This window comes from Bacillus cereus group sp. BceL220, from assembly GCF_051776965.1.
Lineage (GTDB): Bacteria > Bacillota > Bacilli > Bacillales > Bacillaceae_G > Bacillus_A > Bacillus_A cereus.
In genome coordinates, this window is record NZ_JBPWBC010000001.1 from 556,366 (window position 1) to 581,840 (window position 25,475).

A 25,475-nucleotide genomic window follows, 5' to 3' on the forward strand; every position below is an offset into this window, starting at 1 on the left:
CAGTACTAATAACTTAAATCAGACTATACTATAATACCACTTTTAAAATAAAAATTCTACACCTTTTGATATTGTCTAATTTTTTCTATAAGATTTTTCATGTTTTCCCTTGCTATTACTGGGTTTCTAGCATGTGAATACACTAAAAATTTTGGTTGTTTTGTGTCAGAAACGATATAAGACCACTCTTTTTCAGTATATTTGAACTGTACTCCTTCAAATATACCTTCTCCCTTCCTTTCAATATCATCCAATAATTTCCTCATAATTTTCCCTTTTTCATTCCATGAACATACCACTTCATCATAAAGTAAATAGAGCGGAGGTGATTGCTCTACTATGCTCAGAAACGTTTTTCCTTGCAATGCTATTAGCTCAAATAATTTTCCAATTCGATATAAAATATCTCGCTTCCACCTTACTTGAAACGACTTCCTTTCATCCTGCGTATAAAACAGAAGATAACATTCTCCTAATTTCAAAGACATTGGGTAAATATTCCCTGTAGATTCGAGTAAGAAATCTGGAATATCTACCTCTTCCAAATCTGTACCCTGGTAAATATTACTATGTTTATCGTATAACTCGAAATGATTTCCTTGCTCAGAAAACATAAGAGCCATATTCGCTTTACTTGATTTCATCAAAGCTTTCACATGATCTTTTTGTTCGCTTGCATAAATCCATGTAACTGTACAACCAAGTCTTTGTAGAAAGAGCATAAGTAAATGTTGCAACGTATCATTTCTCTTATTAATAAGAAGATGAAACTTCTGCATCTGTATTTTCTCGATATCAATATGCCCCAATATAACTTCTATATACTCATTCATAGAAACATGAACCAGCTTATTTCGCCCCATCTCTTTCTCATGCACGTAATAAAACAATTCGGACATATATACTTGTTCTATCTCTTTTTGCTGCTTATACGTTAACGGCATGCCAGCTTGACCATACAACTTTATAACAATCTCATTCTCATTCTCCACTTGAATGAAAACCCCACCTGCACATTGCAAATGATGAACACTATATTGAAAAAGTGACTCGTTCATTTCTTTGCATTCCATCGTATGAATCCCTATACCATGAATAGCATGTAAAAATAAATTTTTATAAGAGGTTGTTTCTATATTTTCTTGACTTCCAATTAATATACTTTCTCCTTTTGTAAAAAGAGAGCCATACGCCATCGCAATCTTCACGATAAACTGGGGAGTAATTTCAACATTCCCTCTTCCTACAATGCGGCTTTTTTGTAACCACCCTGCACTCATTTCACTCTCTTGAATACCAGCCGCTCCTACTATCGAATGACTATCAATCGCCTTATAAGGCCATAGTTTTCCTTTTTGCTTAATTATCGTACTTCTCCCGATATGACAGTGGTCCGCTACAATGCTTTTTTGAAACAATGTAACGTCATCTTCAACTATTGTACGCTCTCCTATTGTCGTTTCTAATAGTTCACAATACTTTCCAATATGGGCATTTGCAAAAACAATACTTTTTTGAAGATGAGAATAATTTGAAACGATACTATTTTTTCCAATAATAGAATATGGCTCAATTACAGCTCCTGTACCAATCTTTGCTCCTTCTCCAATGAAAGAGGGGCCATGAATTTTTGTCCCTTTCCCAATCGTCACCCCTTCTCCCATCCATACCATCGGTAATACTTCCGTATAAGGAATAGGTACTTGTAACTTTTTCGTTAACAAATCAAATTGTGCTTGTCGATATTGATTAAATGTGCCGATATCTAACCAATAACCTTCTGACAAATATGCGAATAACACATTTTTGTTTGCCAATAACGGAAACACATCATGACTGAAATCAAAAAATTGTCTAGGCGGTATGTAAGAAAAGATTTCTGGCTCCATAATATATATGCCTGTATTCACAACATTAGATACTACCTCATTCCAGCCCGGCTTTTCTATATATCGTGTAACCTCCTGGTCTTTATTCATTACAACCAATCCAAATGAGAGTGGATTTTCTACTTCTTTCACAAACATTGTTACCATTCTTCTCTTTTGTTCATGAAACCTAATTCCTTCTGATAATTGAAAGTCAGTTAATGCATCCCCGCTTATTACAACAAATGTTTCATCTAAAAATTGTTCTGCTTGTTTAATACTCCCTGCTGTACCAAGCGGAGGAGAGTCTTCAAAATAATACAAGTTAACTCCCCATTTACTACCATCACCAAAATATCGCTTAATCGTCGTACTCATATATTGAACAGTAATTGCAATTTCACGAATACCATGCTGGCGTAATAACTCAATATTGTATTCTAAAACTGGTTTTTCTAATAATGGTAACATCGGCTTTGGAGTATTACATGTTAATGGTCTAAGGCGTCTTCCTTTTCCTCCAGCTAAAATAACCCCCTTCATATACTTCAGCCTCCACTTATATAATGTTCAGTAGCTCCATATACCATATGTATATTCTCTATCCCACATGAACTAGCAGCATAAACTTGATTAGTTAAACGAATCCTCATTTAAAAGACCCTATAATTAAATTTCCCACCTATAAAAACGTACGTTTAAAACGACAAGAAAGCGCTTACTATTAATTGATAAATAATACTTATTAACGAACAACATATATACTAATTTTCCCATTACATTATGATACATCTTATCATCATAAACTAAAGGAAACAACGAGCTTTTTTTGTCATGTTTTGACTAAAAAAAGCAGGTGATTTCTCATCACCTACTTTCATTCCTACTCATTCAATAAATAATGCTTTCCTTTTACTAAATAAAATACATTTTCAGCAATATTTGTAATATGGTCTGCTACACGCTCAATATATCTCGCCACAAATGATAATTGTGTAATTTGCGTAATTGCTTCTGGTTGTTCCGGAACTGAAGATATAAACTCACGAATTGCTTTTCCATATATTTCATCAACGGAATCATCCATTTCAGCAATTTGTTTCGCGAAAGTTAAATTTTCTTGTTCATATGCTTCTAACGCTAAATGCAACATCTTATTTGCAACCGCAAACATTTCATCCAGGTTGTGCAAACTAACAGCCACTTCTTTTTCCCCAAGACGAATTGTAGCCTTTGCAATATTAACAGCATGATCTGCAATACGCTCTAAATCTGTCGCTGTTTTAATTGAAATAAAGATTCTTCTTAAGTCACTTGCTACAGGTTGCTGCTTCGTAATGAGCATAAGCGCAAGATCGTTTATTTCCTCTTCTAAATTATCCATACGGTAATCACCATCAATGACCTCTAACGCTTTCTCTACATCCCTTGTATGCAGACCTTCCATAGCAATCAATAAAGCCGCATTCGCTAATTTGCCAAGCTCAATCACCTTTTGCTGTAACACTTTTAAATCACCTTGAAACTGTTCTCTTACCATTTTTTCTTCCCCCTCAATATTATGTGCCATTATATACAAAGTGAAACTTTAATCACCCCTCATCAATCGGGCTTTTACAGGCCGCCCGCCCGCCCACCTAACTTCTTTGCTTTTGCTGAATTTTGAGGTGGGGTCTTACTGCCCGCAAATAGCGGGATAAATCTCCTACATAACCTCTTACGCTTGTAATAAACCTTAAGATAAAGAGAAGGTATTACTTCCCTATTAAAGTGAGATAAAAATAAGAAATGCCCTCTGTTAAGAGGGCATTTTCTCTTAGCTTTGCAACGATATCAACCAAAGCGACCTGTAATATAATCTTCTGTACGCTTATCTGAAGGCGTCGTAAATAATTTGTTTGTATCTGTATACTCCACAACTTCCCCGCTTAAGAAGAAAGCGGTTTTGTCTGAAATACGCGCTGCTTGTTGCATATTATGCGTTACGATAACAATACTAAAGTCTTTCTTTAACTCTTGAATTAATTCTTCTACTTTTAATGTTGAAATTGGATCTAGTGCCGATGTTGGCTCATCCATTAAAATAACGTCTGGCTCAATAGCTAAGCAACGTGCGATGCATAGACGCTGTTGCTGTCCACCAGATAAACCGTATGCATTATCGTGCAAACGATCTTTTAACTCATCCCAAATCGCTGCTCCGCGTAAACTTTTCTCAACAATTTCATCTAATGTCTTTTTGTCACGGATACCATGGATTTTTGGACCGTATGCTACATTCTCATAAATAGATTTTGGAAATGGATTTGGCTTTTGGAACACCATTCCTACGTGCGTTCTTAATTCTTCAACTGGATATGATTTATCAAATATATTGCGTTCTCTATATTCAATTACACCTGTAGTTCGAACGATCGGTACTAACTCTACCATGCGATTTAACGTTTTTAAGTACGTTGATTTACCACAGCCACTTGGACCGATAATTGCTGTAACTTCATTCTCATGAATACTTAAATTAATATCTTTTAAAGCATGGTCTTCCCCATACCATAAATTTAAGTTTTTCGTATCAAATACTACTTTCTTTGGCGCAGTCTCGATTTTCTCTTCGTTTTTCACCTGTACATTTACTACTGTTGCTACCATTTGAATTCCCCTTTCATCCACTTCCAACTTATTTTCGATTTCGTAACCATAAAACAAATATATTGATAAATAGCAACAAACCTAACAAAACAATCATCCCAGCTGCTGCTACATACTGAAATTCTTCTTGTGGCCTACTCATCCAATTAAAAATTTGAATTGGTAAAACTGTAAATCTATCAAACATACTAAATGGAACATAATTTGCAAACGCAAGTGCCCCAATAACTAATAGTGGTGCTGCTTCTCCAATTGCTCTTGATATCGCTAACGTACAGCCCGTTATAATCCCCGGGAAAGCATATGGCAATACAATTTGATACATCGTTTGCCACTTCGTAGCACCTAATCCGTAAGAACCCTCTAATAATGCACTTGGTACTGATCGGATTGCTTCTTGACTCGCCACAACAACTGTTGGTAAGACGAGTAAACTCATCGTCAGTGCTGCTGCAACTATACTCTCTCCTAAATGAAGAGCATATACAAAAATAGTTAAACCAAGCAATCCAAATACAACGGATGGTACTCCTGCTAACGTTTGATTATTAATCTCTACTATTTTTTTAAATAGAGATTCCTTCGCATATTGCTCTAAATAAAGAGCTGTTCCAACTCCAAATATAAAAGAAACAGGTATAACAATACTCATAAATAATATTGTCCCTGACAAAGCTGCAGCAATACCAGCTTCTTTCGGATTACGCGAAGCGAAATTTGTAAAGAAATCTATTGAAAGATAGCTTATACCTTTTTCAACAATTTGAAACAGTAACACAAACAAAATTACGATTGAAAATAAAATTGCTATATAAAATAACAATTTGTAAATTCGATCTTTTAAAAAGCGTGATGCCATATTTTTTTGTATTTTTTTATGATTCAACATCCGCATATTATGTCATCCTCCTAAAACGGCGCATAATTGACTGCGAAATGATGTTCATAATAAAAGTAAACAAAAATAATGTTGCACCTACAGCATACATGCTGTAATACGTAATCGTTCCATGCGGAGCATCACCTAAACTTACTTGCACAATATAGGCTGTTAACGTTTGAATAGAATGTGTCGGATCAAGCGATACATTTGGTGTGGATCCTGCCGCAATTACAACAATCATCGTTTCACCAATTGCACGCGAAGCCGCTAATATAATTGCTGCCATAATCCCTGTAAAAGCGGACGGAAACACCACTTGTTTTACCATTTCAAACCGCGTCGCTCCGAGTGCTAATGAAGCTTCTTTCGTCCCTTTCGCCACAGCTCTCATCGCGTCTTCAGATAGAGATGCAACTGTAGGCATCATCATAAATCCGATAACGATTCCTGGGCTAATCGCATTAAAAAACTGTAAATCTGGTATAATCCTTTGTAAAAGCGGCGTAACAATTGTTAATGCAAAAAAACCATATACAATTGTCGGGATACCTGCTAATAGCTCTAACATCGGCTTTAATATTTTCCGTGCACTATTTGAAGCATATTCGCTTAAAAATACGGCACACGCTAAACCGATAGGAATTGCTACAAACATAGCGATTGCTGTTACAAGGAACGTTCCACATATAAGTGGTAATATACCGAATTTAGGATTTTCAAAAAACGGTAACCATTCTTTCTCCGTCAAAAAGGAGTACAATGATATTTTTTGAAAAAACATGATTGTTTCATTAGAGAGCGTAAAAACAATTCCAAGTGTCGTAACAATAGAAACGCTAGCAATTATTTTTAGTAACAAAGGCATTATTCGATTGATTCGCTGCGTTTTTTTTCTTTGTTTTGTATTTCTTTCAATCAAATGTTGTACAGAAAATGTAATTTGACTTTTGTCATTATGAGCCAAAGATGAAAACCCCTTTCCACCCTGACATTACCTTATTATTTCTGTTAACATACGCAGCTGTTCATTGTATTTTTCTTTTCGTAATTTTACATACCCGACCTCTTCAGCGAGGTTACCAACATGCTGAATCATAAACTCAACATAGTTTGCTACATTCATTTTATTTCGGATAGATGCATTATTCACATAAGTAAGTAGCGGCCTAGATAACGGCTTATACTTCCCTGACTGAATGGTCTCTTTCGTCGGAAATACACCATTCACTTTTATTGCTTTCACCTTATCTCGATTAGCCATATAATAAGCATATCCTACAAAAGCAATGGCATGTTTATCATTCATTACCCCTTGCATAATAACTTGATCATCTTCAGACAAAGAGACTTTTTTTACAATGCGATGATTTTGTAAGATGACATTTTGAAAATAATCATAAGTACCAGAGTCTACGCCTGGTGCATAAAACTTCACTTGTTCACGTGGCCATGTTGAATGAATTTGTGACCATCGCTTCTCTCTTCCATCTTCACTCCACAGTAAACGTAACTCGTCTACTGACATATCGTCTACCCATGTATTGTGCCGATTCACAACAATTGTAAGACCATCGTTAGCGACCTCAAAAGGTGTGAACTGAATAGAGTTTTTCTTCATCTCATTTTTCTCGACTTGTTTCATTACTCTCGAAGCATTATTTATATCTACTTCTCCTTTACTGAAACGATTAAATCCTCCTCCAGTTCCAGAAACACTGATGGAAATTTTCACGTCTGGATGCACCTTTGTATATTCCTCCGCTACTGCTTCTATAATAGGAAAAACCGTTGAGGATCCATCAACTCTCACTTCTCCCATATCATTTAAAGCAAATGCAGTAGACATTTCAAAACAGAGGAACCATATCGATAGTACGAAAATTATAATCGGTGTACGCATCCATTTCACGTGTTCTTCCTCCTAGAAGTAACCGGAAATAACAGGATTACAGATATAAGAATACTGCTAAACTATTAATTCGGTTTTAATTGTTTGTAAAAGTTTTGTAAAGTTCCACAAAAATCAACATACGATAAAGTGAAACTTTAATCAGCCCTCACCAATCGGGCTTTTACGGACAGCCCGACCCCCCACCTAACTTCTTTGCTTTCGCTGAATTTTGAGATGGGAGTCTTACTGCCCGTTAATAGCGGGATACAATTTTAATCGGTAGTAGTTATTCATTTTCTCTGATAATTCCCCTATAAAACAGTTATCCCCTATCTCATCATATACAAGTATTATTTATAAGGCCGCGTGTTTTCCCAATATTGTATACTTGTCCACATTTATTACACGATATGCATAAACCATAAAAAAAAGCACACTATCTTTTCAGATAGTGTGCTTTTTTACAACTTTTTTATTCATCATCTTGCTCTTTATTTTTATTGTCTTTATCATCTTTTGGAGCTTCACCATTTACTTCTTTGTTTTTCAAATCAAAGTAAGCGTCCATAATTTCACGACCAATATATCCATTAATACCAGTCTTATCATCATGTACCCACGGAACGACAACAGAGAATGCTACTTCTGGATCTTCAAGTGGCGCATAACCTACTAATGTTAAGTTATATGTTTCCACACGTTCACCGTTTGCCTTTCTACCAATCTCTTTATCTCCGCCATACACAGTTTGCGCGGTACCTGTCTTCCCTGCCGCTTTATATTTTGCACCTGTAAAGTATTTTGTAGCTGTACCACCTGAATCATTATACACTTGTCTAAATCCTTCTTGAACACGTTTAATTTGCGATTCTGGCATATCAACACGATTTAATACTTTCGGTTCCATAGATTGAACAACTTTCCCAACTTCATCCGGTTTCACTGCCGGTTGACGAATTTCTTTTACAACTTGTGGTTGCATACGATATCCGCCATTGGCAATCGTCGAAATATATTGCGCTAATTGAAGCGGTGTATACGTATCATACTGTCCAATTGATAAATCTAGTAAGAAACCTGGTTGACTACTTCTACCCATCTGACCAGCAGATTCATTCGGTAAATCAATTCCTGTTTTTACACCAAGTCCAAACTGTCCGAAATAATAACGCATCGTATCAAATGCTTTTTGAGGTATATCTAACGTACCACCTCTCACATACTGAACACCGGCGATATTCATCGCTGTTTTAAACATATAAACGTTAGAAGACATTTTTAAAGCTGTAAGATCATTAATGTATCCCATCGTTTTCCAAGACGACTTCGTAGGTGTACCTTTTAATTTAATTGGTTCATCCAATTGCACCGATCCTGGTTGAATCGCACCAGTTTGATATCCAGTAAGTACTGTTGCACCTTTTACAGTTGATCCCATCGGATAAGAACTTGTCATGGTACCTAATGCAAAGTCATTTACTTTCGTTTGACCATCTTCGTTAACTAATTGTTTCCCCGCCATAGATAAAACTTCGCCATTTTTTGGGTTCATCATTACAACGAATGCGCGATCTAAAAGAGGTTCGCTTCCTTTAAACCTCATTAAATTCTTCGCAAGAATATCTTCCACGCGCTTTTGTAATTCCATATCAATTGTTAAGTTCAGGTCATTACCACTTTGTCCTTTTGATACATTAATCGTTTCTAAAATATTACCGTTTTTATCTGTAACATTTCTAACTTCTGCTTTCGTACCGTGTAGGCTATCTTCATACTGTTGCTCAAGATAACTTTTTCCTACTCGGTCATTTCGATTATAATCACGAACAAGATAGTAATCTAGTCTTTCTCTAGGTAAGCCTTCATCAGATGTCGACACCCCACCAAGTACACTTCGGAATAAATCATCGTACGTATATTTTCGATCCCAATCAACATTCGTATCTACACCTGGTAATACTGCTAAGTTTTCACTAATAATCGAATATTCCTTTTCTGTAGCATCCTTTTTAATAACTTGAGGTGTCATTGCATATCCGCCATCCATCTTACTCTTAATCGCTAGTATTTCTAGATCTTTTGCGGATAATTGATTAACCTCTTCTTCTGTTACACGACTTCGCTGGCGCTCGTCTAATTCTTTATCATCAATTTTTTTATCTTTAAACTCTTGACGATCTTTATTCGTAATTTTTTCTTTAGCTTCCTCTTTATGCATAGCAAGCCAATAATCCTTTTTATCGCGATCCGTTAATTTATCTGTCGGTACTTCAATCAAATCTGCTAGCTTTTTCGCTGTTTCTAAGCGATCTTCTGCAGTTGATCCTTTCATTTTTGTAAATGTAATAGTACGAATGGCTACATTATCTACTACAGCTCGCCCATAACGGTCAAATATTTTCCCACGCGGTACAGGATTACTTATCGTTGAGTTTTCTTTCTTCTCCACTTCATTCTTATATTCTTCACCACGAACAATTTGTACATATCCGAGCCTTACAATAACCGCGGAGAACATTAAAAACACGCAGAAAAACAGCACGTTTAACCGAAAAGGAACGTGGGTCTTTTTCTTATTTTGCTTCTGTTTCTTGCTCATACAAACCCCCTCTACCAACAGCTATGTAATGTGAAAGGGACACCTTCATACAGGTGTCCTCACTGCTGTCTTACATCTTTTTCTATTCTAGCATAAAACAAACGAGAAGTTAACCTTCTGGTTCAGTTTGGTTTTGCGCGTTCCCTTGCGTTACAACACTTGCTTTACTCGCATTTCCCTCATCATATTTGACATTTTTAACTGCAAAATAAATAAGAAAATGTCCAGCACCTAAAATACATAATAAGTAAGGTAAACTTTTTTCAGGTGGAAAGAATAGTACAGCACATAAAAAACTTAAAATGGAACAGATTCTTCCGGCGTTTAACCACAGCTCCCGAACAACGACATATTCCACACGCCATTCTCTCGCATTTTTCGCTCTACCAATTACGTCATATGTCATTGATCCGTACGGAACAAGTAAAATAGGATATGCAATTGCAATACATGCCGCATAAATAAGTAATTTCGTGTATGTAACATTGAAAATAACTAAAAAGACGACAGCATATAAAATAATGCCTCCAAGTAAAATTGCTTTTTTTCGCCACTCCTTCTTTAACATACGAGCAACTAAGTAATAACATACAAAGGATACAGCAGAGTTCACTAAACTGTATTTCCCTAATGCAAACTCACTATTAGTTGCTAAATAAACATATACTGAAATGACAAAAATAAACGTTCCTTCTCTCAATCCTTGGAAAAAATGAGCTCGTGTAATCTTTCCCCAATTTTTATCAATCCGTCGTTCTTTCAATACTTGCACGATTTCATAACGCCCTTCACATTCTCTTTTAGATAAAAAGAAGCTTAAGACGACAGCAATTGCAAATAGAACTAATGAAAGAAAGAATATAACAGTATAACCACTCCATTTCTCCATACGTGAAATTGTGTATCCTGCTGCTATTGGTCCGATCATCCCAGAGAAGGATGTAAGAAGTCCAAGAAACCCATTAAAGAAATCTCTTGTTTCTGGTTCTGTAATTTCAAATGTCAATAAGTTAAAAGCCAACCAGTAAAAACCGTATCCTACTCCTAAAAGAGCCCCCATTAATAAAATATACTGAGAAGCACTTTTCCCCGCTACTAAGACAACAATAAAAAAAATTGCGAGCGTTCCTACTCCTATTCGTAATAAAATCGAGCGATCGATACGTTTCGCTAATTTTCCCCCTACAAGAAATGTGAGAGGCTGTAATATAACGCTGGCCAAATTATACAAGCCAAGATTCACATAATTTTGTGTTTGTTTCCATAAATAAATATTTACAAACGTATTCGATAAAGAAATTGCGAGCGTGTATAAACCTCCTATAAGGAGCAATAACACTAAATCCCGATTCACTTCAACGTCACCAATTATATGTTTCCACTTCATACACAACTCTCCTTTACTTCATGTTCTAGTCTTCCAAAGACAAGCTCAATTATGTAAAAGGAAAGCATAGAAAAAAGCTAGGGGTTCTCCCCTAGCTTTTTTCTATATTTATTACAATTATTTTGCTTCTTGGTAACGTTTTTCAGCAGCGTTCCAATCTACAACGTTCCAGAATGCACCGATGTAGTCTGGACGACGGTTTTGGTAGTTTAAGTAGTAAGCATGCTCCCAAACATCTAAACCGATAACTGGCGTTTTACCTTCAGTTAAAGGAGAATCTTGGTTTGGAGTGCTTGTTACTTCTAGCTCACCATTGTTTACTACTAACCAAGCCCAACCAGAACCGAAGCGAGTTGCGCCAGCTTTTGCGAATTCTTCTTTGAATGCATCGAAGCTACCGAATTTTGCTTCAATTGCAGTTGCAAGTTCACCTACAGGTTGTCCTCCGCCGTTTGGAGATAGGATTGTCCAGAAGAATGTATGGTTAGCATGTCCGCCACCATTGTTACGTACTGCTGTACGGATTGCTTCTGGTACTTCGTTTAAGTTTGCAACTAATTCTTCTACGCTTTTGTCAGCTAATTCTGCATGACCTTCTAAAGCAGCGTTTAAGTTTGTAATGTACGTGTTGTGATGTTTTGTATGATGGATGTTCATTGTTTCTTTGTCAAAGTGAGGCTCTAAAGCATCATACGCATAAGGTAAATTTGGTAATTCGTGTTTTGCCATTGTTATATTCCTCCCAGTTTATGTATTGCCACTTAAGTGACATACAACTTCATTCTACCCTAATTGCCATAGGGTGCAAACAAATAAATCACATTGTCTTGCTATCATTAAAGTAGCAAAATTCCCACTTCTTTTCAATTAAAATGCTCATATATTCCGTAAAAAAAGCTTCCTTCTACAAGGAAGCTTCCTGCTAACATAATAAACATGCGAAATGGATATGGACCCTGTAGGACTCGAACCTACGACCGGACGGTTATGAGCCGTCTGCTCTAACCAGCTGAGCTAAGGGTCCACAATTATGTATGTAACAACATATCAAATAAAGGAATTCCTATCGGATATGCCCTTTAAGAAATGTAAGATAAATTTACCATATAGAAAAGAAAAGTGTCAATTGTATTTTTCTTATTTAAAAGAAGAAAGTTAATAAAAAGAAATTTAGTTATCTCCACTATATGTAAATATAATATATCTTGAGATTCTCTAGATTCCTACGTTACAATGATTTTATACATACATAAAGGAAGTGAATCTATGTCCATATTTACCCAATTCGTAAAAAGCATATACTCGCCTAAAGATATGGCGCTATTCCGTTTTCAAAAAATCGGTAAAACCATTTTGTATATTATGCTACTTTGCTTAATTACTACTATTCCAAGAACTTTTTTGTACGGTAGTTTTATCCAAGATGGTGTAGGCATGGTAAATCAAGTCATCGATAAAGATTTACCTGATTTTAAAATTGAAAATGGCGAACTAAAAGCCGATATTGATCAGCCTATTGAAAAAGAAGAAGGAAATGCACTTTTCGTATTTGATCCAAATTCAACAGACCTAGAAAAATATCAAAATAAAACAGGTTTATTTGTTTTAAAAGATAAAGTAGTCTCTATGGGAAATGGTCAAACACAAACGTATTCTTATAACGATTTGTTAGGTGCATCTCTTGAGAAAAAAGATCTACAAGAATTTATTTCTTTATTCGATAATATTTATCCAATTTTATTATTTGTTATTGGATTCTTAGTGTACCTATTCCAATTATTCATCACTTTTGTAGGCGTGACTTTACTTGCGTTCATCGGTTCTGCTATGAGCGGTCAACGTAAACTATCCTATAAACAAGTTTGGACACTAACTGCATACAGCTACACAATCCCAACCATTTTCTTCATGATTATGGATTTATTCAAAATCGTCGTACCTGGGGCAACATTCATTTATATCGCTGTTGTTTTAATCGTTCTATACTTAACGATTAAAGAGGTACCCCAACCGAAAGAAAAATAAAAAAATGCCTAAATAGGCATTTTTTTTTTGGACAAGCATATATTCCTAGCAAAGGAGTGAAGAATATGAAGAGGTTAGGTATATTCCTATTCGTGCTTGTTCTCGGTTATATATTTTATTACGATATAAAAATCGGTACTTTACCGATGTTAAGTTCATATAAAAAAACAACTGCTGCCCAAACGATTAAAAAAGAAAACACAGACAGCCAACAAAATAAAGAGAATAAAACAGAAAAAGAAACGGATACATCTTATAAAACAATTGAAGTAAAAACTGGCGAGACAGTTCTTTCTATTACAGAACAAATTAACAAGAAAAAAATTCCTTCCATAGAAAAAGTCATTGACGACTTTAAACAATTAAACAAAAGTACATCTGCTACAAAAATACAAATTGGAAAGTCTTATAAATTCCCGTTATATCAATAAGCCATCACTTAATCCTTGTCAATTACATAAAGGCGCTGATACAATAGTAAAAGTGAAACCGAGCACTTCGGTTTCTATAGCCCTATATCACGTATACTATTATTGATATGAGGGACTAAATAAGAAACTTCTTTTATAAGGAGAGCGATCTATTCGTGAATGAAATGACTCATCGTACAAAAACACGTCCAGTTAAAGTCGGTAATTTAACAATCGGCGGTAATAATGAATTAATTATACAAAGTATGACAACAACAAAAACACATGATGTTGAAGCAACAGTTGCTGAAATCAAGCGTTTAGAAGAAGCTGGCTGTCAAGTCGTCCGTGTTGCCGTTCCAGATGAACGCGCAGCAGATGCTATTGCTGATATAAAAAAACAAATCAACATTCCACTTGTTGCTGATATTCATTTTGATTATCGCCTTGCTTTAAAAGCAATTGAAGGTGGCATCGATAAAGTACGTATCAATCCAGGTAATATTGGTCGTCGCCATAAAGTAGAAGCTGTTGTAAATGCAGCAAAAGAGCGCGGTATTCCAATCCGTATTGGTGTAAACGCTGGTTCATTAGAGCGTCACATTTTAGAAAAATACGGGTACCCAACTGCAGATGGTATGGTTGAGAGCGCGCTACATCATATTAAAATTTTAGAGGACTTAGATTTCCACGATATTATCGTATCTATGAAAGCCTCTGATGTTAACTTAGCAATCGAAGCATACGAGAAAGCTGCTCGCGCTTTTGATTACCCATTACATTTAGGTATTACAGAATCTGGAACATTGTTTGCTGGAACTGTAAAAAGTGCCGCTGGTCTTGGAGCAATCTTAAGTAAAGGCATCGGAAATACACTACGTATTTCATTAAGTGCTGATCCAGTTGAAGAAGTAAAAGTTGCTCGTGAATTATTAAAATCATTCGGTCTTGCTTCTAACGCAGCGACACTTATCTCTTGTCCAACTTGTGGTCGTATTGAAATCGATTTAATTAGCATCGCTAACGAAGTGGAAGAATACATCTCTACACTTCAAGTACCAATTAAAGTTGCAGTACTTGGTTGCGCTGTAAATGGTCCTGGTGAAGCTCGTGAAGCTGATATCGGTATTGCTGGTGCACGTGGAGAGGGATTATTATTCCGTAAAGGGCAAGTCGTTCGTAAAGTACCAGAAGAAACAATGGTAGAAGAACTGAAAAAAGAAATCGACGTAATTGCTGCTGAAATGGCTGCTGAACGAGAAAAAGAAAAAGAGACACAAGAACAATAAAAAGAAGGTTGCCACAATATTTGTGAGCAACCTTCTTTTCTACGTAAAAAAGCTCGTCAGTTATATAACCGACGAGCTTTTACTTTGCACATTTTGGACAACGACCATATATTTCAAACTTATGACCCGTTACTTCATAACCAGTAAAATCTTTATTCATAAAATCCATTGGGCAGGAAGTAATCTCTTTCGTCCCCCCACAATCCAAACAAATAAAATGATGATGATGTTCCATAATAGAACAAGTGAAACGAAAATGTTTTTCACCATTTAATTCCGTTTGTTCTAAAACACCAATCTCAGCAAAAACTGTTAAGTTACGATAAATCGTATCAAAACTAAGCCCTGGATAATCGTCTTTCATATGCTCTAAAACGTCTTTCGCAGTTAAATAACGATTATGTGCTGCAAATAATCTGAGCATCTCTTCTCTTTTTCCAGTATGTTTGTATCCTTTTTCCTTCATTAGGCGTAAAGCTTCTGTTAGATTCATACCTATCCCTACTTTATGCAGTTTTTTTCTTCTTCCATAAAATCGCACCGATTAAAATAAGAACTGCTATCATAACAATTGTACCACCTGGTGCTAGATCAAGTTGATACGAAGCAAACATTCCACCAATTACTGCAATTTCACCAAATAAAATGGAAAAGAAAATTGTTTGTTTAAATCCTTTAGCAATACGAATACTTGCTGCAACTGGTAACGTCATTAATGATGATACGAGAAGAACCCCTACTACACGCATTGATACTGCAATGACAAGAGCAACTAATATAATGAAAATAAAGTGAATCCATTTCGCTCTTAAACCAGTTGATACTGCGTATTCCTCATCAAATGATAGTAGAAACAGCTCTTTATATAATAAAATAATTGTCGCAACAACAACAATTGCTACAATCCCAATAATAATTAAATCCGTACTTGTTACAGCACTGACACTACCAAATAAATAACTAAATAAGTCTGTGTTAAATCCATTTGCAAGTGAAATGAAAATAACTCCAACTCCCATCCCTGCCGAAAGGATAATCGGAATTGCTAATTCTTGATAGTGCTTATATACAGTTCTTAACTTTTCGATTAATAGCGCTCCACCAATTGAAAAAACCATCCCCATATATAAGGGGTTTAAAAATCCACCTGTAAAAATGGTTTTTTCAAGTAATAAACTTGCTGCAATACCTGATAACGTCACGTGACTTAATGCATCCGCAATAAGAGATAAACGACGAATAACAACAAACACACCTATTAGCGGTGCAACAAGTCCAATTAAAATACCTGCGTATAAAGAATTACGTAAAAAGTCATATTGTAAAAAATCTTGTATCATTATATCCTCCCGTGATGCTCATGTTCGTGTTCTAAACGATGAACATGATGTCCATATAAGACGGACATTTCTGCATCTTCTAACTCTCGGAACTTCTCTACATTTCCATGGAAATGTAGATGTTGGTTTAGGCATGCAACATGTGTTACTTTTTCGATAACAGCTCCCATATCATGAGTAACAAGAATTAATGTGATCCCGAGCCTTTTGTTTAAATCCTCTAATATTTCGTAAAAACTTTCCACATTTTTTACATCGATTCCAACAGTAGGCTCGTCTAAAATAAGCAATTCAGGATCACTAACGAGCGCACGAGCAATAAATACACGCTGTTGCTGTCCACCAGAAAGCTCTCCAATATTACGACCTTGAAACTCACTCATCCCTACATCAGCAATTGCTTTTTCTACCTTTTTCTTATCCTCTTTTGTGAAAAAGCGAAAAAGCCCTTTTTTCGAAACAAGTCCCATTGACACAACTTCAGAAACAGTTGCTGGAAAACCAGAATTGAAACTATTTGCTTTTTGAGATACATAACCAACTTTATTCCATTCCTTAAACTTCTTACTATCAACGCCAAACACACGAATGCTTCCTTCTTTTGGCTTTAAAACGCCTAATAAACACTTAAGTAAAGTTGATTTACCTGAACCATTCGGTCCCACTAAACCTAAAAAAGCTCCCTTCGGAACTTGCAAATTAATATTTTCTAACACATTCCGATCTTCGTATCGGAATGTTAAACCTTCAATCTCTAATATATTATTCATAGCATCTCACCTATTTTAATTCAGAATGATTCCGATTTATATCTATTTGAATTATAGTACAGCTTATTATAGTTGTAAACCAATCTGCCTAAAATATATCTATTTTTTCAAGAAACCTTACTATTATAACAAAAAGCAGAGAAAAATTCTCTGCTTTCGAAAAATATTCCTATATACGTTTAGTGAATAGCCGATTTAAACTTACCACCATTTGTCTCTTGCGTGCTCATAATCGTAACAAACGCATTTTCATCAATTTCATGCACAATTGACTTTAACTTCGTCACTTCTAGACGCGTTACAACTGCATAAATAACTTCTTTTTCTTTATCTGTATAACCACCTTTTGCTACAAGCTTTGTAGTTCCACGGCCGAGTCGATGTAAAATCGCATTTGATACTTCCTCATATTGATCAGATACAATTAAAACTGCTTTCGTTTCATCTAGCCCTTGAATTACTGTATCGATCGTTTTAAATGCAATATAGTACGTCATAACAGAATACATCGCTTGTTCCACACCAAACACAAATGCTGCCCATGCAAAAATAAATAAGTTCACAAACATTACGAATTCACCAACAGAGAACGGTAATTTCTTCGTTAATAAAATCCCCATAATTTCAGTTCCATCTAACGATCCACCATGACGAATTACAAGTCCTACACCAAGACCTAAAATAAGACCACCAAACACAGTCGCTAAAATAGGCTCTGTTGTAAACGGTGGCACCGTATGTAACGTTGACTCAATGAACGCTAACGCTACAATACCAAATGCCGAAGATAACATAAATGTTTTTCCAATTTGCTTATAACCCGAATACATAAATGGGATATTGAGAACAACGACTAAAGTAGAAAAACTTAACCACCAAATATTAGGAGTAAGATAATCTAATATAAGAGAAATACCAATAATTCCACCATCAATAATTTTATTTGGCATTAAAAATAGTTCAATCGCTACCGCTGCGCATGCTGCCCCAAAAATAATCATAACTAAACGATAAATGAGATGAATAACACTTTCTTTTCGATGTTGCTTTTGCTCCATAGGTCCTCCCTTTACTCTTTTTCTGTAGTTTTGTCCTTATATTATAACATACGCTTCTTTTCCTCATGAAAAAAGAAACTCTATACGAATATGTACAAGCTATATGCTCATATATTTCGATAGAAGAACGCGTGAAGGAGGATAACAAGATGAACCTCATTAAACAAATTGTTAATAAAAAATTAAATCATATTTCTACAAAAGAGTTATTAAAATATAGCAAAGAATATGAAGTTTCTATTACGACTGCACAAGCTGACCAAATCGTTTTACTTATGAAAGGTAAAAATATTAATATTTACGATAACAACGAGCGACTAGAGCTCTTAAAACAGATCGCAAAAGTAACTTCCCCTGCCACTGCCCAACAAGTAAATACATTATTTCAGCAATTACTAAAATAAGGAGGGGAAATCCCCTCCTTATTGCGCTTTAATTTTTTCAAGAAGCCCTTCATCAAAAGTACCGTTTTTCAGCATTTCGATTTCCAATTTGTATGGTGGCTTCTTATCTTTTTTATCTTCCCCTACATACGGTGTTTCAAGAATTTTTGGTACATGCATTAACTGTGGATGATGTACAATGTGATGCAACGCTTTATACCCAATGTGACCAAATCCGATGTTTTCATGACGGTCTTTTCCTGCTCCGCGTACATTTTTACTATCATTAATATGAAGTACTTGTAAACGATCTATACCAACGATCTTATCAAATTCGTTTAATACACCGTCAAAGTCATTTACAATATCATATCCTGCATCGTGCGTATGACACGTATCAAAGCATACAGATAGCTTTTCATTATATTTTACGCCATCAATGATCTTTGCAATTTCTTCAAAGCTACGACCACATTCTGTTCCTTTTCCTGCCATCGTCTCTAACGCAATGTTAACCGTCTGTTCTGGCGTTAGTACTTCATTAAGCCCTTTAATAATTTGTTGAATACCAGCATCTGCTCCAGCACCAACGTGCGCTCCTGGGTGAAGAACAACTTGTTTCGCTACACCTAATGCCGATGTTCTTTCAATTTCCATACGAAGGAAGTCTACACCTAATTGGAATGTTTCTGGCTTCGTCGTATTCCCAACATTAATAATATACGGCGCATGGACGATAATTTCCTCAATACCATTCAGCTCCATATGTTTTCTTCCTGCTTCTATGTTCAATTCTTCAATTGGTTTTCTTCGTGTATTTTGCGGTGCACCTGTATAAATCATAAACGTTGTTGCACCGTATGAAACAGCCTCTTCACTTGCTGCTAATAACATGTTCTTACCACTCATGGAAACATGAGATCCAATCTTTAACATACAATCACCTCTTCAATATACAATAGATATAATGATAGCATAATTTGTAGAAATATGTAGTGAATTGTTTGTTCACAAAAGACGCACTACACAAATTTATATGAGTATTTAAACAGACTATACTCTTCATTTAAATTAGCGGGATTAAAAAAAGATAAGGGAAACCCCTTATCTTTTTTTATTGCTATATTTTCTCTTCACTTTGTCACGTTCTGTTGCAAGTTTACGTTTATAGTTTGGTTTTACTTTTTTCGGTTTTTTAATAACTTTCGTTGCCATAACATCAAGTTCGTCATTTGGTTTTTTACGGCTCTTACGACGACGACGCTCACCTAAATCCGCCCACTCATCTCCGCGTAAATCTACATGTTTAAACTCGATATGACGTTGTTTTTCTAAGCTATCTAATGCTTCTTCGTTTGCTGGATCATAAATCGTCACTGCAATACCAGAATGCCCCGCACGTGCTGTTCTTCCAACGCGGTGAACGAAGAAATCTAAATCTGATGGTAGTTCATAGTTAATAACATGGCTAATTCCTTCAATATCAATACCACGTGCTGCTAAATCAGTCGCAACAATATATTGGAATTCAAGGTCACGAATTTGTTTCATCATTTTTTTACGATCACGTGGTGATAAATCCCCGTGAATTCGTCCAACTTTTAAGCCGCGTTCCATTAATCCATCAGCAACTTGATCTGCCATTTTTTTCGTATTCGTGAAAACAACTGCTAAATACGGTTTAAATTGAAGTAGCATTTTATTCACTAAATCAATTTTATTACGATGTTTAGAAGGCACTAAATAGTGTTCAATGTTTCCAGCTGCAACTTGTTTTGGATTGATATGAATATGCTCTGGATTCTCCATATATTTCTTCAGAAACGGTTTTAGTTTTTGAGGAATTGTTGCAGAGAAAACTAGCATTTGCAAGTTTTTAGGCATGCGTGCTGCAATTTTATCTACATCGTGAATGAATCCCATATCAAGCATTAAGTCAGCTTCATCGACAATAATCGTATTTGCTTTATGAACAAATAATGCTTGTTCTTCTACTAAGTCTTTAATACGTCCTGGTGTCCCGACTACGATATGAGGTTGTTTTTTCAACTTTTCAATTGAACGTTGTTTATCAGTTCCACCAATTAAACAACGCGCTGTAATCATTTGATCTTCCGCACAGAATTTTGTTAATTTCACAATCTCTTCGTAAATTTGTTGTGCTAACTCACGAGTAGGTGCTGTAATAACAAGTTGTACTTCTTCACGGCTTGCATTAATTCTGTTCAATGTAGGAAGTAAGTATGCATGTGTTTTCCCAGAACCTGTTTGGGATTGTCCAATTACACTTACACCTTTTTTCACGACCGGGAAAATTTTCTGCTGAATTCCTGTCGGCTCTGTAAAGCGTAGTTCACGAACTGCATCTATTAAAAATGGTTTAAAATCATACTGTGTAAAAGTTTGTTGTGTCATAAGTTACACCTTCTTTCTAAATTTCTACTGCGCGCACAAATCAGTCAAGTCTACATTATATCGAAATCTACAAGTAAAATCCATCTTTAGTTTAGGTTTTCCCTTCAAAAACTAACCTTCTTCCCCCTTATTGCATATTGTATGTGTATATACCTAACTGAAGAAAGGAGGATTTCTCACATGTTTCCAAAATCCCCCACAAGACAAATGTATCCAAATCAAGGGCAGCAACCTTATACACCATATCCAATTCCACAACTACCACCGATGGCACAAAAAAAGAAAGGGTTCCTTGCTAAACTCTTTAAAAAACACGATCCAACCGAACCTTACATGCAAATGGTTCCGCCTTATCGACAAATGGAAGGACCGCCACCAATGATGCACCAGCACCAGCAACCGCCACCTCAATATCGGCAACAATATCAACCCCAATATCAACAGCAATACCCACAGCAGTACTCACAGCAATATCAACCATACATGCAGCAGCATCCAGAGCAAATGATTCCCCCTCAAATGTACGAATCAAACGAAACGCGCGGCGGTGCAACAACTACAGCAGCATCCAGTAGCGGCATCGGCAGTTTTTTTGCGAATTTAATTTCGAATCCAACTAATATGATAAACAATATAGAAAAAGTATCCCAAGTCGTTCAATCTGTAAGCCCTGTCGTCGAACAGTACGGCCCTATTATGCGTAACCTACCAAGCATTGTTAAAATCCTCACCTCTGGAAAAAGTACGGAAGAAGATTCAACTAAAAATCAGGCTGAAGACATAACAGAAAAGGTTGAGGTAGCAACTCCGCCTCCTCCACAAAAAAAAAGAAAAAGAAAAAAAATAGTGATTGAGCCAGTCATAGAAAAAGAATTACGAGAGGAGCCTGTTCAAAAAACAGCAACAAAACCAAAACTATATGTGTAACAATCCTTTGTTTTCTATCCACTCCTCCTTTATAATGTAAAAGACTATGCACAAAAGTATCCCTTGTTTAGAAGGAGAGGATTACTCATATGAAAATTGTTAAAATTTCCCCTCGTGGTTATTGCTACGGTGTTGTCGATGCAATGGTAATTGCACGTAACGCCGCATTAGATAAATCATTGCCGAGACCCATTTATATTTTAGGTATGATTGTTCACAATAAACATGTTACAGACGCTTTTGAAGAAGATGGAATCATCACATTAGACGGTCCAAGTCGCTTAGAAATTTTAGATAAAATTGATTCTGGTACTGTTATTTTCACTGCACACGGTGTTTCTCCAGAAGTTAAACAACGCGCAAAAGAAAAAGGTTTAACAACAATCGATGCCACTTGTCCAGATGTTACCAAGACACATGACCTTATCGAAGCTAAGAAAGCGGAAGGGTATCATGTCATTTATATCGGTAAAAAAAATCATCCAGAGCCAGAAGGCGCAGTTGGTATTGCACCTGACATCGTTCACCTTATCGAAAAAGCCGATGATTTAAAAACATTAGAAATCCCAACAGATAAAATTTTAGTAACGAATCAAACAACGATGAGTCAATGGGATGTTCAACATTTAATGGAGGACATTCAAAAAAAATTCCCAACAGCAGAATTCCATAAAGAAATTTGTTTAGCAACTCAAGTTCGCCAAGAAGCTGTCGCTAAACAAGCTGATGTTGCAGACTTAACAATTGTTGTCGGTGATCCGAAAAGTAACAACTCAAACCGTTTAGCACAAGTGTCACAAGAAATTGCTGGTACGAAAGCATACCGCGTTGCAGACGTAAGTGAGATTAAATTAGAGTGGCTACAAGGTGTAGAAAACGTAGCTGTTACAGCAGGTGCTTCTACTCCAACTCCAATTACAAAAGAAGTTATCGCTTTCTTAGATCAATATGACCCAATGAATCCCGCTACATGGGAGAGAGTTCGAAAAGTACCGTTACAAAAAATATTACCTCGTGTAAAAGTGAAAAAAGAACAATAATAAAAACCGTTGCCTATATGAGCAACGGTTTTTATTTTTCTTATACAAATGTAAATGGATCTGTATGTAATTGCGAAGCATGAATGTGTACATTGAGTTTCTTTGCATCCACTTTTTCTTGTAATTGCTTTTGCACACCTTGCTTCATTACTTTTTCAACGTTATGTCCTGGGTCAACTATATTTAAACCGAGCATCATCGCATCATGAGCAACATGATAATACATGTCACCTGTTACATATACATCTGCTCCTTTAAATTTAGCTTGATTGATGTATTTGTTACCATCACCACCAAGTACAGCTACTTTGCGCACTTTATCATCTAATTTCCCAACAACTCGTGCACCCTTTACATCTAATGATTGCTTTACATGTTCTGCAAACTGTCCAAGTGTCATTTCTTCTTTTAAGTATCCTATTTTCCCAAGCCCTAATGTTTCGCCTTTGTTATCAAGTGGATACACATCATACGCTACTTCTTCATATGGATGTGCCGTTACCATTGCTTTAATCACTTTTCGTTGTAGTGAAACTGGAATAATCGTTTCGATCCGCACTTCTTCTACGCGCTCTAACTGTCCAGTTTCCCCTACATAAGGATTTGTCCCCTCTTGAGGTACAAACGTACCTGTACCCTCGCTACTAAACGTACAGTGGCTATAATTGCCGATATGACCAGCACCTGCGTCTCCTAATGCTTTTCGTACTTCCTCTGCATGAGTTACTGGCACAAACACAACAACTTTTTTCATTTCTTCTGCATATGTCGGTGCCAAAACTTCTGTATTTTGCAACCCTAACGCCTCAGCAAGTAAATCATTTACCCCGCCCTTGGCAACATCCACATTTGTATGCGCTGCATAAATGGCAATATCATTTTTAATACACGTTTCAATAATTCTTCCGTACGCTTTATCTGTATGAATCGCTTTTAACGGATTAAAAATTAAAGGATGATGCGCGATAATGACATTCGCCCCTAATTGAATCGCTTCCTCCACAACTTCCTCCGTTACATCTAATGCAATTAATACGTGTTGTACAGATTTATTAAGCGCTCCAATCTGCAGACCAATTTTATCTCCTTCCATCGCCAGATGCTTCGGATACATACTTTCAAATAAAGAAATAATTTCATGGCCGTTTGGAATTTTACTCATGATAAAATCTCCCCTATCATTTTCATTTTCGCTTCTACTTCTGCACGTTTCGCTTTTGTTTCTTCAGAATTAGCCGCACGTTCTAACTGTTTTAAAATATTTTGGAAGTTTTTCAATTCCCCTTCCCATTTTTCAACGAAAGCTTCACTTTTTTCTTTTATTAAAAATGGCCCCATAAACAATCCCGCTTGTTTATTTTCCGAGTAAGGTGCTTCGACATTTCCTCGCTCTCCTACTAAAATCTCATAAATTTTCCCATCTTCTTTTACGATTTTTTCATGGATAAGCTCCCAACCATTTTCAACAAACCATTCACGAATATGATGTGCTGCAATATTCGGCTGTAAAATTAAACGTGTTACACCTTCTAATTTTTCTTTACCACTTTCTAAAATGTCACGAATTAACGCTCCGCCCATTCCAGCAACCGTAATTACATCTACTTCTCCTGGCGCTATAACAGCTAATCCATTCCCTTTACGCACATCTACTTTATCTTGCAAGCCACTTTCAGCTACAGTTGCTTGTGCAGAGCGAAACGGTCCATCTACAACCTCTCCAGCAACTGCTTTTGTAGCAATATTATTTATAATTGTATAACACGGTAAATACGCATGATCCGATCCAATATCAGCAACTGTAGATCCTACCGGTATTTCACGCACAACTTCTTCTAATCGTTTTGAAAGCTTTACTTCATTCATGTATTTCCATTACTCCTTCTCTTGTCAGTCTGTCTCCATGATAATGAATTTATAGTAGTTGTTGCAAGCCTATAACAACAATTCACTTCTCTATCATTCATCGTATTTTAGAAAATATAGAAAAACAAGCCCTTTGCATAAGCAAAAGACTTGTCATACGGAACTTTATTTTTTCTTCGATAACCAATCAGCTACTTTAGTGGCTTGATCAGCTGGAACTATATTAGCAGGCATATTGCCCTTTCCTTTCGAAAGAATTTCTTTAATTTCATCCTTTGAAAGTTTCCCACCAATTTTTTGTAAGTTAGGTCCTACTGCCCCTTGTAACTGATCACCGTGGCAGCTCGTACAGCTTTGCTTCACAATATCCTCTGGTTTTGATGCTGTTTGTGCTGGCTTCCCGCCATTTTTTGCATCAGCTAACTCTTTAGATTTATTTAGCCCCTGAAATGAAAATACAAACATAACGATAATACCCAATGCTGCAATAAGAGCGAACGGAATCAGCGGATTACGTTTCATATCTCTTCTCCCCCCTCTATACCCCTAAATAGTTAGATGATTCAGTCATTTCCATTGTACTTGAAAACGCTCTATCAGAAAAGAGAAAACTACTACTTGTTAAAAATATTCCATAAATTCAGTTTATTGTTTTTTATTGTCATATAGCTTATT

24 protein-coding genes and 1 tRNA gene are annotated in these 25,475 nt (G+C 36.1%); 6 read left to right on the top strand and 19 right to left on the bottom strand.

The window, feature by feature from the left end; all coding sequences use genetic code 11:
- Positions 1 to 56: 56 nt before the first annotated feature.
- The 10 genes from ACS2FK_RS03000 to ACS2FK_RS03045 form a co-directional block, all read right to left on the bottom strand.
- Positions 57 to 2,411: a sugar phosphate nucleotidyltransferase gene (locus ACS2FK_RS03000; RefSeq protein ID WP_000679345.1), complete on the bottom strand. Its 2,355-nt coding sequence runs from the start codon at positions 2,409 to 2,411 to the stop codon at positions 57 to 59.
- Positions 2,412 to 2,751: 340 nt separating this feature from the next.
- Positions 2,752 to 3,408 carry a phosphate signaling complex protein PhoU gene (gene phoU, locus ACS2FK_RS03005; protein WP_063548648.1) on the bottom strand — a complete coding sequence of 219 codons (657 nt, stop codon included), beginning with the start codon at positions 3,406 to 3,408 and terminating at the stop codon, positions 2,752 to 2,754.
- Between the two features lie 293 nt (positions 3,409 to 3,701).
- Positions 3,702 to 4,517: a phosphate ABC transporter ATP-binding protein gene (gene pstB / locus ACS2FK_RS03010; RefSeq protein WP_000226681.1), complete on the bottom strand. Its 816-nt coding sequence runs from the start codon at positions 4,515 to 4,517 to the stop codon at positions 3,702 to 3,704.
- A 28-nt stretch (positions 4,518 to 4,545) separates the two neighbouring features.
- Positions 4,546 to 5,412: a phosphate ABC transporter permease PstA gene (gene pstA, locus ACS2FK_RS03015; protein ID WP_029443309.1), complete on the bottom strand. Its 867-nt coding sequence runs from the start codon at positions 5,410 to 5,412 to the stop codon at positions 4,546 to 4,548.
- Between the two features lies 1 nt (position 5,413).
- A complete protein-coding gene (gene pstC / locus ACS2FK_RS03020; RefSeq protein ID WP_000940904.1) occupies positions 5,414 to 6,364 on the bottom strand; it encodes a phosphate ABC transporter permease subunit PstC in 951 nt (316 codons plus the stop codon).
- Positions 6,365 to 6,391: 27 nt separating this feature from the next.
- Positions 6,392 to 7,300, bottom strand: a complete 909-nt coding sequence (locus tag ACS2FK_RS03025) for a PstS family phosphate ABC transporter substrate-binding protein (protein ID WP_153596372.1) — start codon at positions 7,298 to 7,300, stop codon at positions 6,392 to 6,394.
- A 463-nt stretch (positions 7,301 to 7,763) separates the two neighbouring features.
- Positions 7,764 to 9,890 carry a peptidoglycan D,D-transpeptidase FtsI family protein gene (locus ACS2FK_RS03030; protein WP_000038978.1) on the bottom strand — a complete coding sequence of 709 codons (2,127 nt, stop codon included), beginning with the start codon at positions 9,888 to 9,890 and terminating at the stop codon, positions 7,764 to 7,766.
- A 109-nt stretch (positions 9,891 to 9,999) separates the two neighbouring features.
- Positions 10,000 to 11,277: an MFS transporter gene (locus tag ACS2FK_RS03035; RefSeq protein WP_000871362.1), complete on the bottom strand. Its 1,278-nt coding sequence runs from the start codon at positions 11,275 to 11,277 to the stop codon at positions 10,000 to 10,002.
- Positions 11,278 to 11,394: 117 nt separating this feature from the next.
- Entirely contained in the window at positions 11,395 to 12,006 is a 612-nt protein-coding gene (sodA, locus tag ACS2FK_RS03040; protein WP_001052031.1) for a superoxide dismutase [Mn], read from the bottom strand.
- Between the two features lie 221 nt (positions 12,007 to 12,227).
- A tRNA-Ile gene (locus ACS2FK_RS03045) sits at positions 12,228 to 12,301 on the bottom strand.
- A 242-nt stretch (positions 12,302 to 12,543) separates the two neighbouring features.
- Here ACS2FK_RS03045 and yqgB point away from each other — a divergent pair.
- From yqgB to ispG, 3 genes are all read left to right on the top strand, one after another.
- Positions 12,544 to 13,302: a protein YqgB gene (gene yqgB, locus ACS2FK_RS03050; protein WP_000021895.1), complete on the top strand. Its 759-nt coding sequence runs from the start codon at positions 12,544 to 12,546 to the stop codon at positions 13,300 to 13,302.
- A gap of 65 nt (positions 13,303 to 13,367) precedes the next feature.
- Complete coding sequence (gene yqfZ / locus ACS2FK_RS03055) at positions 13,368 to 13,733, top strand: protein YqfZ (RefSeq protein ID WP_000825415.1); 366 nt, start codon at positions 13,368 to 13,370, stop codon at positions 13,731 to 13,733.
- A gap of 164 nt (positions 13,734 to 13,897) precedes the next feature.
- The gene (gene ispG, locus ACS2FK_RS03060) at positions 13,898 to 15,001 is read left to right on the top strand and encodes a flavodoxin-dependent (E)-4-hydroxy-3-methylbut-2-enyl-diphosphate synthase (RefSeq protein WP_153578351.1); all 1,104 of its coding nucleotides are present in this window, start codon (positions 13,898 to 13,900) and stop codon (positions 14,999 to 15,001) included.
- 79 nt (positions 15,002 to 15,080) lie between these two features.
- Here the strand turns inward: ispG and ACS2FK_RS03065 are convergent, their stop codons facing one another.
- The 4 genes from ACS2FK_RS03065 to ACS2FK_RS03080 form a co-directional block, all read right to left on the bottom strand.
- Complete coding sequence (locus tag ACS2FK_RS03065) at positions 15,081 to 15,494, bottom strand: Fur family transcriptional regulator (protein WP_001054516.1); 414 nt, start codon at positions 15,492 to 15,494, stop codon at positions 15,081 to 15,083.
- A 13-nt stretch (positions 15,495 to 15,507) separates the two neighbouring features.
- Positions 15,508 to 16,341: a metal ABC transporter permease gene (locus ACS2FK_RS03070; protein WP_000613817.1), complete on the bottom strand. Its 834-nt coding sequence runs from the start codon at positions 16,339 to 16,341 to the stop codon at positions 15,508 to 15,510.
- Entirely contained in the window at positions 16,341 to 17,111 is a 771-nt protein-coding gene (locus ACS2FK_RS03075; RefSeq protein ID WP_063548650.1) for a metal ABC transporter ATP-binding protein, read from the bottom strand. The genes ACS2FK_RS03070 and ACS2FK_RS03075 overlap by 1 nt, the downstream gene beginning before the upstream one ends.
- A 179-nt stretch (positions 17,112 to 17,290) precedes the next feature.
- Positions 17,291 to 18,169, bottom strand: coding sequence for a YitT family protein (locus ACS2FK_RS03080; RefSeq protein ID WP_063548652.1), 879 nt, complete (start codon positions 18,167 to 18,169; stop codon positions 17,291 to 17,293).
- Between the two features lie 149 nt (positions 18,170 to 18,318).
- On the opposite strand from ACS2FK_RS03080, the gene ACS2FK_RS03085 reads away from it, so the two are divergent.
- Complete coding sequence (locus tag ACS2FK_RS03085) at positions 18,319 to 18,573, top strand: DUF2624 domain-containing protein (RefSeq protein ID WP_001048958.1); 255 nt, start codon at positions 18,319 to 18,321, stop codon at positions 18,571 to 18,573.
- Between the two features lie 18 nt (positions 18,574 to 18,591).
- Here ACS2FK_RS03085 and ACS2FK_RS03090 read toward each other — a convergent pair whose 3' ends face one another.
- Both ACS2FK_RS03090 and ACS2FK_RS03095 read right to left on the bottom strand, forming a co-directional pair.
- Positions 18,592 to 19,488, bottom strand: coding sequence for a deoxyribonuclease IV (locus ACS2FK_RS03090; RefSeq protein ID WP_063548654.1), 897 nt, complete (start codon positions 19,486 to 19,488; stop codon positions 18,592 to 18,594).
- A gap of 168 nt (positions 19,489 to 19,656) precedes the next feature.
- Complete coding sequence (locus ACS2FK_RS03095; protein ID WP_000194023.1) at positions 19,657 to 20,967, bottom strand: DEAD/DEAH box helicase; 1,311 nt, start codon at positions 20,965 to 20,967, stop codon at positions 19,657 to 19,659.
- 180 nt (positions 20,968 to 21,147) lie between these two features.
- Between ACS2FK_RS03095 and vrrA the strand changes: the two genes are divergently transcribed.
- Both vrrA and ACS2FK_RS03105 read left to right on the top strand, forming a co-directional pair.
- A complete protein-coding gene (gene vrrA / locus ACS2FK_RS03100; protein ID WP_000484179.1) occupies positions 21,148 to 21,894 on the top strand; it encodes a VrrA/YqfQ family protein in 747 nt (248 codons plus the stop codon).
- Between the two features lie 89 nt (positions 21,895 to 21,983).
- Positions 21,984 to 22,934, top strand: coding sequence for a 4-hydroxy-3-methylbut-2-enyl diphosphate reductase (locus tag ACS2FK_RS03105; RefSeq protein WP_000706657.1), 951 nt, complete (start codon positions 21,984 to 21,986; stop codon positions 22,932 to 22,934).
- Positions 22,935 to 22,974: 40 nt separating this feature from the next.
- Here the strand turns inward: ACS2FK_RS03105 and ACS2FK_RS03110 are convergent, their stop codons facing one another.
- The 3 genes from ACS2FK_RS03110 to cccA form a co-directional block, all read right to left on the bottom strand.
- On the bottom strand, positions 22,975 to 24,096 hold the full coding sequence (locus ACS2FK_RS03110; RefSeq protein ID WP_000036248.1) for a Nif3-like dinuclear metal center hexameric protein: 1,122 nt from the start codon (positions 24,094 to 24,096) through the stop codon (positions 22,975 to 22,977).
- Positions 24,093 to 24,800, bottom strand: a complete 708-nt coding sequence (locus ACS2FK_RS03115) for a tRNA (adenine(22)-N(1))-methyltransferase (RefSeq protein ID WP_001006547.1) — start codon at positions 24,798 to 24,800, stop codon at positions 24,093 to 24,095. The genes ACS2FK_RS03110 and ACS2FK_RS03115 overlap by 4 nt, the downstream gene beginning before the upstream one ends.
- 165 nt (positions 24,801 to 24,965) lie before the next feature.
- Positions 24,966 to 25,322: a cytochrome c550 gene (gene cccA / locus ACS2FK_RS03120; RefSeq protein WP_000828142.1), complete on the bottom strand. Its 357-nt coding sequence runs from the start codon at positions 25,320 to 25,322 to the stop codon at positions 24,966 to 24,968.
- Between the last annotated feature and the right edge of the window lie 153 nt (positions 25,323 to 25,475).

Bases quoted from the DNA above. Each gene is read 5' to 3' on its own strand.
- ACS2FK_RS03085 (WP_001048958.1), top strand. From the start codon at position 18,319: ATGAACCTCATTAAACAAATTGTTAATAAAAAATTAAATCATATTTCT.
- cccA (WP_000828142.1), bottom strand. From the start codon at position 25,322: ATGAAACGTAATCCGCTGATTCCGTTCGCTCTTATTGCAGCATTGGGT.
- yqgB (WP_000021895.1), top strand. From the start codon at position 12,544: ATGTCCATATTTACCCAATTCGTAAAAAGCATATACTCGCCTAAAGAT.
- ACS2FK_RS03115 (WP_001006547.1), bottom strand. From the start codon at position 24,800: ATGAATGAAGTAAAGCTTTCAAAACGATTAGAAGAAGTTGTGCGTGAA.
- ACS2FK_RS03035 (WP_000871362.1), bottom strand. From the start codon at position 11,277: ATGAAGTGGAAACATATAATTGGTGACGTTGAAGTGAATCGGGATTTA.
- ACS2FK_RS03065 (WP_001054516.1), bottom strand. From the start codon at position 15,494: ATGAATCTAACAGAAGCTTTACGCCTAATGAAGGAAAAAGGATACAAA.
- ACS2FK_RS03070 (WP_000613817.1), bottom strand. From the start codon at position 16,341: ATGATACAAGATTTTTTACAATATGACTTTTTACGTAATTCTTTATAC.
- ACS2FK_RS03090 (WP_063548654.1), bottom strand. From the start codon at position 19,488: ATGTTAAAGATTGGATCTCATGTTTCCATGAGTGGTAAGAACATGTTA.
- ACS2FK_RS03095 (WP_000194023.1), bottom strand. From the start codon at position 20,967: ATGACACAACAAACTTTTACACAGTATGATTTTAAACCATTTTTAATA.
- ACS2FK_RS03105 (WP_000706657.1), top strand. From the start codon at position 21,984: ATGAAAATTGTTAAAATTTCCCCTCGTGGTTATTGCTACGGTGTTGTC.
- pstB (WP_000226681.1), bottom strand. From the start codon at position 4,517: ATGGTAGCAACAGTAGTAAATGTACAGGTGAAAAACGAAGAGAAAATC.
- ACS2FK_RS03075 (WP_063548650.1), bottom strand. From the start codon at position 17,111: ATGAATAATATATTAGAGATTGAAGGTTTAACATTCCGATACGAAGAT.
- ACS2FK_RS03025 (WP_153596372.1), bottom strand. From the start codon at position 7,300: ATGCGTACACCGATTATAATTTTCGTACTATCGATATGGTTCCTCTGT.
- ACS2FK_RS03110 (WP_000036248.1), bottom strand. From the start codon at position 24,096: ATGAGTAAAATTCCAAACGGCCATGAAATTATTTCTTTATTTGAAAGT.
- vrrA (WP_000484179.1), top strand. From the start codon at position 21,148: ATGTTTCCAAAATCCCCCACAAGACAAATGTATCCAAATCAAGGGCAG.
- ispG (WP_153578351.1), top strand. From the start codon at position 13,898: ATGACTCATCGTACAAAAACACGTCCAGTTAAAGTCGGTAATTTAACA.
- ACS2FK_RS03000 (WP_000679345.1), bottom strand. From the start codon at position 2,411: ATGAAGGGGGTTATTTTAGCTGGAGGAAAAGGAAGACGCCTTAGACCA.
- ACS2FK_RS03080 (WP_063548652.1), bottom strand. From the start codon at position 18,169: ATGGAGCAAAAGCAACATCGAAAAGAAAGTGTTATTCATCTCATTTAT.
- ACS2FK_RS03030 (WP_000038978.1), bottom strand. From the start codon at position 9,890: ATGAGCAAGAAACAGAAGCAAAATAAGAAAAAGACCCACGTTCCTTTT.
- sodA (WP_001052031.1), bottom strand. From the start codon at position 12,006: ATGGCAAAACACGAATTACCAAATTTACCTTATGCGTATGATGCTTTA.
- yqfZ (WP_000825415.1), top strand. From the start codon at position 13,368: ATGAAGAGGTTAGGTATATTCCTATTCGTGCTTGTTCTCGGTTATATA.
- pstA (WP_029443309.1), bottom strand. From the start codon at position 5,412: ATGCGGATGTTGAATCATAAAAAAATACAAAAAAATATGGCATCACGC.
- phoU (WP_063548648.1), bottom strand. From the start codon at position 3,408: ATGGTAAGAGAACAGTTTCAAGGTGATTTAAAAGTGTTACAGCAAAAG.